Source organism: Streptomyces sp. NPDC057939, assembly GCF_042887545.1.
GTDB lineage: Bacteria > Actinomycetota > Actinomycetes > Streptomycetales > Streptomycetaceae > Streptomyces.
This window is the reverse complement of record NZ_JBHVPG010000108.1, coordinates 1-9,963: the sequence shown is the minus strand read 5'-3', so window position 1 is coordinate 9,963 and position 9,963 is coordinate 1. Positions and strand designations below refer to the sequence as shown.

General features: G+C 74.8%; 2 protein-coding genes. Both read left to right on the top strand.

Annotated elements, in window-relative coordinates:
* Positions 1–2,523 (top strand): SDR family NAD(P)-dependent oxidoreductase (locus ACFVS6_RS42605; protein ID WP_389711926.1); only part of this gene is annotated, 2,523 nt, incomplete at its 5' end.
* 280 nt (positions 2,524–2,803) lie between these two features.
* A partial coding sequence (locus ACFVS6_RS42600) for a type I polyketide synthase (protein WP_389711927.1) occupies positions 2,804–9,963 on the top strand: 7,160 nt, incomplete at its 3' end.

The window sequence follows — 9,963 nt, the reverse complement described above, 5'->3', positions numbered from 1 at the left end:
ACCTACCTCGAACTCGGACCCGACGGAATCCTCTCCGCCCTCGCCCAGGAATGCGTCACCGCCGGATCGACGGCCACGTTCGTGCCCGCGCTCCGCAAGGGCCGCGCCGATGCCGAGGCGTTCGTCGCCGCCCTCGCGCGGGCCCACGTCCACGGGGTCACCGTCGACTGGTCGGCATACTTCTCCGGGACCGGTGCCCGGCGCGTCGACCTGCCGACGTACGCCTTCCAGCGCAAGCGGTACTGGCTGGAGGAGGCTTCCCGCCCCTCGGTGGCCGGGCCCGGTGGCGCCGCTGACAGTGTGGTCGACGCCCCGTTCTGGGACGCCGTCGAGAACGATGACCTGGCCGCCCTCACGGCGACCCTGGACATCGACGCCGACCAGCCGCTGAGTGCCCTGCTGCCGGCTCTGTCCGCCTGGCGGCGGCAGCGCGCGGAGCGGTCCGTCGTCGACACCTGGCGGTACGGGGTCACCTGGAAGGCCCTGGCGGCCCCGGACGCCGCCGCCCTGCCCGCCGGAACCTGGCTCGTAGTCAGCGCGGAGACCGGCGACGGGGCCGGACTCCCCGGGATCGCGGACGCCCTGCGGGCGCGGGGCGTGGACGTACGGGACGTCGCCCTCGGCCTCGCGGACACCGGTCGGGCCGTCGTGGCCGACAGGCTGCGTGAGGCGCTCGCCGGGAACCGGGCCGACGGTGTGGTGTCCCTGCTGGCGTTCGCCGAAGCCCCCCACCCGACCCATCCGGCCGCGCCGGCAGGGGTGCTGCTGACCGGAACCCTGGTCCAGGCCCTCGGTGACGCCGAGGTCGACGCGCCGCTGTGGTGCGTGACCTCCGGTGCCGTGGCCGCCGGCCCCACCGACCGGCTGCGCAGCGCCGCACAGGCGCAGGTCTGGGGGCTCGGCCGGGTGGTCGCCCTGGAACACCCCGAGCGTTGGGGCGGTCTGGTGGACCTGCCGGGCGGCGTGGACGGGCGGACGCTCGACCGGCTGCTGTCCGTACTGGGCGGGGCTGCCGGGCGGACCCACGAGGACCAGATCGCGGTCCGGTCGGCGGGTCTCCTCGTGCGCCGCATCGAGCACGCCGCGCAGTCGGACACCGCCGCACCGGCGGGCGGCTCGCCCGTCGCCTCCGCGCCCACCACCGCGGCGCGGGCTCCGTGGCGGACCCGCGGGACCGTCCTGGTCACCGGCGGTACGGGTGCGCTCGGTGCGCACGTCGCCCGCTGGCTCGCCGCGCACGGCGCCGAACACCTGGTGCTCGTCGGGCGGCGCGGACCGCAGGCGCCCGGCGCCGGGGCCCTCGTCGCGGAACTCGCCGAACTGGGCGCCCGCGCCACGGCCGTCGCATGCGACGTGACCGACCGGCGTTCCGTGGCCGAGCTCCTCACCGCGCTCCGGGAGGACACCACGGCTCCCGCCCTCAGCGCCGTCTTCCACACGGCGGGCGTCGGTCAACTGACGCCGCTCGACGCGACGGGACCGGACGAGGTCGCCGCGGTCCTCGCGGCCAAGGTGTCGGGGGCCGAGCACCTCGACGAGCTGCTCGGCGACACGGAGCTGGACGCCTTCGTCCTCTTCTCCTCCATCGCCGGCGTGTGGGGCAGCGGCGGGCAGGGCGCCTACGCGGCGGCCAACGCCCACCTCGACGCCCTGGCGCAGCGGCGCCGCGACCGCGGGCTGACGGCCACGGCCGTCGCCTGGGGGCCGTGGGGCGAGGGCGGGCTGGTCGCCGACGACGAGGCGGCCGGGCAACTCCGGCGCCGCGGCCTGCCGGTGATGGCCCCCGAAAGGTCCGTCGCCGCGCTCCAGCAGGCGCTGGACGCGGACGACACGACCGTGACGGTCGCCGACGTCGACTGGGACCTGTTCGTCCCGGCCTTCACGGCCTCCCGGCCGCGGCCGCTCATAGCCGACCTCCCCGAGGTGCGCCGCGTGCTCGACGCCGAGGAGCACGCCGGCGGCGCCGGCGGCGACGAGGGCACTGAGGGTGCGGTCGACGGGCTGCTGGCCGAACTGCGGGGTGCGAGCGCCGACGAGGCCGAACGGACCCTGCTCACCCTGGTCCGTACGCACGTCGCGGCGGTCCTCGGGCACGACGGGGCCGGCACGGTCGAGGCGGGACGCGCCTTCAAGGAGCTGGGCTTCGACTCCCTGACCGCCGTCGAACTGCGGACCCGCCTCGGCGCGGCGACCGGACTGCGACTGCCCGCAGCCCTCGTCTTCGACCACCCGACGCCCGCCGCCCTGGCCGCGCACATCCGCGCGGAACTCCTCGGCGGGGACGCGGAACCCGTCCTCCCGGCCCTCGCCGAGATCGACAAATTGGAGTTCGTCCTCTCCTCGGTCCCCGAGGAGGACGCGGCCGAACGGGCCCGCGTCACGACACGGCTCGAAGCGCTCCTGGCGAACTGGAACAGGACGGAACGAGCCGCGCTCGCCCGGGAGGACGAGGAAACGGTCATCGAATCGGCATCTGCCGAGGACCTCTTCGACATCATCAACAACGAATTCGGAAAAGCCTGACCTTGATGCCCGATCCGATGTCCCCATCGAATCCGTCGAGTCCATCGAGTTACGCGAATGCAACGCACCTGTTGGATTCGTCGAACGCTGGAACCGGCGCATTCGTTGAATTCTCAGCCGCAGTCCGCATGCAATCCGCATTTCTCCAGGAGGTGACGTTCCAGTGGCCGGCGTGAACGAAGAAAAGCTTCTCGAAAACCTGAAGTGGATGACCACGGAGCTACGGCGGGCCCGCCGCCGCCTCCAGGAGGTCGAGCAGGACGCCCACGAGCCCCTCGCGATCGTCGCGATGAGCTGCCGCTTTCCCGGCGGGGTGCGGTCGCCCGAGGACCTGTGGCAGCTGGTGTCCGAGGGTGGCGACGCCATCACCGGGTTCCCCGACGACCGCGGCTGGGACATCGCCTCCCTCGCCGACCCGGACCCCGACCGCAAGGGCACCTTCTACAACACCGGCGGTGGCTTCCTCGCCGACGCCACCGCGTTCGACCCCGGATTCTTCGGCATATCGCCGCGCGAGGCCCTGGCGATGGACCCGCAGCAACGCCAGATCCTGGAAACCTCCTGGGAGGTCTTCGAGCGGGCCGGTATCGACCCCGCGTCCGTACGCGGCAGCCGCACGGGTGTCTACATCGGCGCGGGCGCCATGGGATACGGGGCCGACCTCAAGGAGGTCCCGGAGGGGTTGGAGGGGCTGCTGCTGACGGGTGGCGCGACGAGCGTGCTGTCGGGCCGCGTCAGCTACGTCCTCGGCCTGGAGGGCCCGGCCGCCACCATCGACACGGCCTGCTCCTCCTCGCTCGTGGCCCTGCACCTTGCCGGACAGGCCCTGCGCCAGCGCGAGTGCTCGCTCGCCCTGGTCGGGGGCGTGTGCGTGATGCCCACCCCCGACGTGTTCGTCGAGTTCAGCCGCCAGCGCGGTCTCGCCGAGGACGGCCGCTGCAAGTCCTTCGCCGCCGCCGCCGACGGCACCGGCTGGTCGGAAGGCGTCGGCGTCCTCCTCGTCGAGCGACTGTCTGACGCCCGCCGCAACGGCCACCCGGTCCTGGCCGTGGTCCGGGGGTCCGCCGTCAACCAGGACGGCGCCTCCAACGGGCTCACCGCCCCCAACGGCCCCGCCCAGCAGCGCGTCATCCGGCAGGCCCTGGAGAACGCCCGCCTCTCCGCCGCCGAAATCGACGCCGTCGAGGCGCACGGCACCGGCACCCGCCTCGGTGACCCCATCGAGGCGCAGGCGCTCCTCGCCACGTACGGGCAGGACCGCCCGGCCGGCCGGCCGCTGCGCCTCGGTTCCCTGAAGTCGAACCTCGGACACACCCAGGCCGCGGCCGGTGTCGCCGGCATCATCAAGACGGTCATGGCGATCCGCCACGGCGTCCTGCCGCAGACCCTCCACGTCGACGAGCCGACCCCCGACGTCGACTGGTCGGCCGGAGACGTGTCGCTGCTCACCGAACCGATGGCCTGGCCCGAGACCGGCGCACCGCGCCGCGCGGCCGTTTCCGCGTTCGGCGTGAGCGGCACCAACGCGCACACCATCATCGAGGAGGCCCCCCAGGAGGAGCTCGCGCAGGCCGATGCCCCGCAGGCCGACGTCCCGGCCGGCGCGGGCCTGCCGGGTGCGGAGCCCGCCGCCGGTCTGGTACGGCCGGCGCTCCTGGCCTGGACCCTGTCCGGCCGCAGCGTCGCCGCGCTGCGCGCCCAGGCCGCCCGGCTGATCGCGACCCGCGCCGGCGGGGCCGCCGACGTCCCGGCCCTCGACCTCGGGCATTCGCTCGCCACCACCCGCGCCGCGCTGGAGCACCGAGCGGTCCTCCTCGGCCGTACGGACGCCGGCCTCGACGCCGCCCTGGCGGCGCTCGCCGCGGGCGGGACGGCACAGGGCCTGATCACGGGCACCGCCACCGAGGGCCGGACCGCGTTCCTGTTCACCGGACAGGGCAGCCAGCGGCTGGGCATGGGGCGCGAACTGTACGAAACCTTCCCGGTGTTCGCCGCCGCCCTGGACGAGGTCTGCGTCCACATGGACGCCTACCTCGAACACCCCCTGAAGGCCGTGCTGTTCGCCGCCGAGGCGGATCTCCTGAACCGCACGGAGTACACGCAGCCCGCGCTGTTCGCAGTGGAAGCGGCCCTGTTCCGGCTCGTGGAGAGCTGGGGCCTGCGCCCGGACTACCTCTCCGGCCACTCCATCGGTGAGATCTCCGCCGCGCACGCGGCGGGGGTCCTCCCGCTCGACGACGCGTGCCGACTCGTCGCCGCACGGGCACGGCTGATGCAGGAGATGCCCGCCGGCGGCGCGATGATCGCCGTCCAGGCGACACCGGACGAGGTCCTGCCGCTGCTGACGGACCGGGTCGACATCGCCGCCGTCAACGGACCGCGGTCGCTCGTGATCGCCGGACACGAGGACGCCGCCGCCCGCATCGAGGCCGACTTCCGGGCGCGGGGCCGCAAGACCAAGCGGCTCGCGGTCAGCCACGCCTCCCACTCGCCGCTCATGGACGGCATGCTCGACGCCTTCCGTGAGGTCGCGGAAGGCCTCACGTACGCCGCCCCGCGCATTCCCGTCGTCTCCAACCTGACCGGCGCCCTCGTCTCCGACGAGATGGGATCGGCACAGTTCTGGGTCCGACACGTCCGCGAGGCGGTCCGGTTCCTCGACGGTGTCCGGGCCCTGGAAGCCGCCGGCGTGACGAGGTACGTGGAGATCGGCCCCGACGGCGTCCTGTCCGCCCTCGCCCAGGACTGCGTCACCGGCGACGGAGCGGTCTTCCTCCCCACGCTGCGCGGTGGCCGGCCCGAGCCCGAGACGGCCCTGGCCGCCCTCGCAGGCGCCCACGCGCACGGCGCCGCGGTCGACTGGGCGGCGTACTACGCCGGCACCGGCGCCCGCCGCGTCGACCTGCCCACCTACGCCTTCCAGCACGAGCGGTACTGGCTGGAGCCCGCCACCGGTACGGCCGGCGACGTCGCCGTCGCCGGACTCGACCCCGCCGCACACCCGCTGCTCGGCGCCGCCGTCACCCTGGCCGGCTCAGACCGGGTGCTGTGCACCGGCCGGCTCTCGGCCCGCACCCACCCCTGGCTCACCGAGCACACCGTGGCCGGTACGACGGTGCTGCCGGGCGCGGCGTTCGTCGAACTCGCCGTACGCGCCGGTGACCTGGCCGGCTGCGGAAACGTACGGGAACTCGTGCTCGAAGCACCGCTCGCGCTGCCCGCCGAGGGCGGCGTCCGCATCCAGGTCCTCGTGGAGACCCCCGACGAGCACGGCCACCGCGCGTTCACCGTGTCCGCCCGCCCGGACGACGCGGCCGGAGCGCAGGTCGGCGACAGCGGCTGGACCGGCCACGCCCGGGGCGTCCTCACCCCCGAGACCGGCTCCACCCCGGCGTCCGACCCCGGGCAGTGGCCGCCCGCCGGCGCCGAAGCCGTCGACATCGATGACCTCTACGCCACCGACGGGCGTCACGGCGCCCACGCGCCCGCACGCGGCCCGGTGTTCCGGGCCGTGGAGGCCGCCTGGCACCGCGACGGGGAGTGGTTCGCGCAGGTGCGCCTCCCCGAAGGCGCCCCGCAGGGAGCCGAGTTCGGCCTGCACCCGGTCCTCCTGGACGCCGCCGCGCACGCCGCGGTGGCCCTGGCCGGCGCCGCGACCGGCGACGCGTACGACGACGAGTGCGAGGGCGCCGCCGTCGGACCGGGCAGCGTCTGGTCCGACGTGACCCTGCACGCCGTCGGCGCGGGCGCCCTGCGCGTACGCGTCCGGCCGGCCGGGGAGGGGACGTACGCCCTCGACCTCGCCGACGACCTCGGCGACCCCGTGGCCACCATCGGCCGGCTCGTCCCGAGCCCCTTCACCACCGCGACCACCGACACCACCAGCGGCACGGCCCCGGTCCCGGCCGTCGTCCGCGACGCCCTGTTCCAGCTCGACTGGACGCCGCTGCCGATTTCCGCCGCCCCCACCGGGGCCGAGCCCGCGGGCGGCTGGGCGGTCCTCGGGGCCACCGGATACGGACCGGCCCGCGGCTACGCCGACCTCGCGGAGCTCGCCGACGCGATCGAGGCGGGCACGCCCGTACCGGCGTACGTCCTGGCTCCCTTCCCCCGACAGACCGAAGGCTCCGCGCCGGACGCCCTGCACCTGGCCGCGCAGCACGCCCTCGGCCTGGCCCGCGCCTGGCTGGCGGACGACCGGTTCGAGACGTCCCGCCTGGTCGCCGTCACCGCCGGCGCGGTCGCCGGACCCGGCGAGGACGTCGAGGACCTGCCGCACGCCGCCATCCGCGGACTGCTGCGTTCCGCGGAGACGGAGAACCCCGGCCGCTTCGTCCTCGCCGATGTCACCGACCTCGCCGACCTCACCGAGCCGGCCGGCGGCGCCCTGCTCGCCGCAGCCCTCGACGCCGGCGAACCGGAGCTGCTGCTCCGCGACGCGACCGTCCACGTGCCGCGCCTGCGCCGCACTCCGTCCCACGCCCCCGCCGGCCCGGCGGACGGCGTCCACATCGACCCGAACGGCACCGCCCTGATCACCGGCGGTTCCGGCAGCCTCGCCGGGATCGTCGCCCGCCACCTGGCCGGCGCCCACGGCGTGCGCCACCTGCTGCTGCTCGGCCGGCGCGGCGCCGACGCACCCGGCGCCGCCGAACGCACCGCCGAACTCACCGCGCTGGGCGCCGAGGTCACCTGGGCCGCCTGCGACGCCGCCGACCGCGACGCCCTCGCCGCCGCCCTGTCCCGGATCCCCACCGAACACCCCCTCACCACGGTGGTCCACACGGCGGGCGTACTCGACGACGGCGTCATCGCCTCCCTCACCCCCGAACGCCTGGACGCCGTCCTTCGACCGAAGGCCGTCGCCGCCCTCCACCTCCACGCACTGACCCGCGACCTGCCCGTCACCGCGTTCGTCCTCTACTCGGCCATCGCCGGCACCCTCGGCGCCGCCGGCCAGGCCAACTACGCCTGCGCCAACGTCCACCTGGACGCCCTCGCCGAACACCGACACCACCAGGGCCTGCCCGCCACCTCCCTCGCCTGGGGCCTGTGGGCCGCGTCCGGAGGCATGATCGGCGGACTCGACGAGACCCAGCTGCGCCGCATGGAGCAGCACGGCATGGGCGCCCTCTCCGCCGCCGACGGCATGACCCTCCTCGACGCGGCACTGGCCTCCGGCCGCCCCGTCCTCGTCCCCGCGCGACTGAACCCGGCCGCCCTGCGCGCCTCGGCCGCACCCGGCCCCGTCGCCCCCGTGTTCCGGGACCTCCTGGGCCCGGCGGGACGCCGCACCGCGCACACCCGCGACGACTCGGGCACCTCGCTCACCGAACGACTGACCGGCCTCACCCGCCCCGAACAGGACCGGGCCCTGCTCGAACTCGTACGGGCACAGGTCGCCTCCGTACTCGGCCACGCCTCGGCCGAACGCATCGAACCCGCCAAGGCGTTCAAGGACCTCGGCTTCGACTCGCTGACCGCCGTCGAACTGCGCAACGGCCTGGGCGCCGCCACCGGACTGCGCCTGGCCACCACCCTCGTCTTCGACCACCCGTCGCCCGTCGCGCTCGCACGACACCTGCTCGTCGAACTGCTCGGCGAGGAAGCGGAGACCGGTGAGCGGGAAGGGCACCCGGGCCACGGGCCGGCCGCGGACGCCGACGACCCCATCGCGATCGTCGCCATGAGCTGCCGCTACCCGGGCGGGGTCGGCAACCCCGAGGACCTGTGGCGGCTCGTCGAGACCGGCGGCGACGCCATCGCCGGCCTCCCCGGCAACCGGGGCTGGGACACCGCCGAGCTGTACGCCGGACAGGACGGACAGGACGGACAGGGCGTACAGGACGGACAGGCGGATCGAGGCGGTCACGGGCGATCCTTCCAGGGCGGATTCCTCTACAACGCGGACTCGTTCGACGCCGACTTCTTCGGCATCTCGCCGCGCGAGGCCCTCGCCATGGACCCGCAGCAGCGCCTCCTCCTCGAAGCGTCCTGGGAGGCGGTCGAGCGGGCGGGCATCGACCCGTCGTCGCTGCGCGGCACCCGCGCCGGCGTCTTCGTGGGCGCCGCCTACACCGGCTACGACGCCCAACTCGAAGGCTCCGCGGACGCGGACGCGGTCCTCGGCCACGTGATGACCGGCAACGCGGGCAGCGTCATGTCCGGTCGTGTCTCCTACGTCCTGGGCCTGGAGGGCCCGGCCGTCACCGTCGACACGGCCTGCTCGTCCTCGCTGGTCGCCCTGCACTGGGCGATCCAGGCCCTGCGGGCCGGCGAATGCACCCTCGCCCTCGCGGGCGGCGTCACCGTCATGTCGACGCCGGGCACCTTCACCGAGTTCAGCCACCAGGGCGGACTCTCGCCCGACGGCCGCTGCAAGGCCTTCGCGGCGGCCGCCGACGGTACGGGCTGGGGCGAGGGAGTCGGCATGCTGCTCGTCGAGCGGCTGTCGGACGCCCGCCGCCACGGACACCCGGTCCTCGCGGTGGTCCGTGGTTCGGCGATCAACCAGGACGGCGCCTCCAACGGCCTGACCGCCCCGAACGGGCCCTCGCAACAGCGGGTCATCCGTGCCGCCCTCGCCAACGCGGGCCTGTCGGCCGCGGAGGTCGACGCCGTGGAGGCTCACGGCACCGGCACCCGCCTCGGCGACCCGATCGAGGCACAGGCGCTGCTGGCCACCTACGGCCAGGAACGGCCCGAAGGGCAGCCGCTGCTGCTCGGCACCGTCAAGTCGAACATCGGCCACACGCAGGCCGCCGCGGGCGTGGCGGGCGTCATCAAGATGGTCATGGCCATGCGCCACGGGACCCTTCCCCGCACCCTGCACGTCGACGAGCCGACCCCGCACGTCGACTGGACGGCCGGCGACATCGCCCTGCTCACCGAGGCCACGGACTGGCCCGCGACCCGACGGCCGCGCCGAGCCGCTGTGTCCTCGTTCGGCATCAGCGGCACCAACGCCCACACGATCATCGAGCAGGCGCCGCAGGACACCGACCGTCCCGGGGCGACGAACCCGCCCACCGGACCGGTGCCCTTCGTCCTGTCGGCCAGGACGCCACAGGCGCTCCGCGACCAGGCCGCCCGGTTGCTCCCCGTGGCCGAAGCCGCCACCGCGGACGAGGAAGGCTCCGGTCCCGTGGACCTGGCGTACTCCCTCGCCACCGGCCGCGCCGGCCTGGAACACCGCGCGGCGTTCACCGCCGATGACCGCGAAGGCCTGCTCCGCATGCTCACCGCCATCGCGGCCGACGACCCGGCGGCGGGCCTGGCCCGCGGAACGGTGTCCGCCGGATCACTCGCCTTCCTCTTCACCGGGCAGGGCAGCCAGCGCCTCGGCATGGGCCGCGAACTGTACGAAACCTTCCCGGTGTTCGCCGGCGCGCTGGACGCGGTGTGCGAACGGATGGCCCATGAACTCCCGTTGAAGGAGAT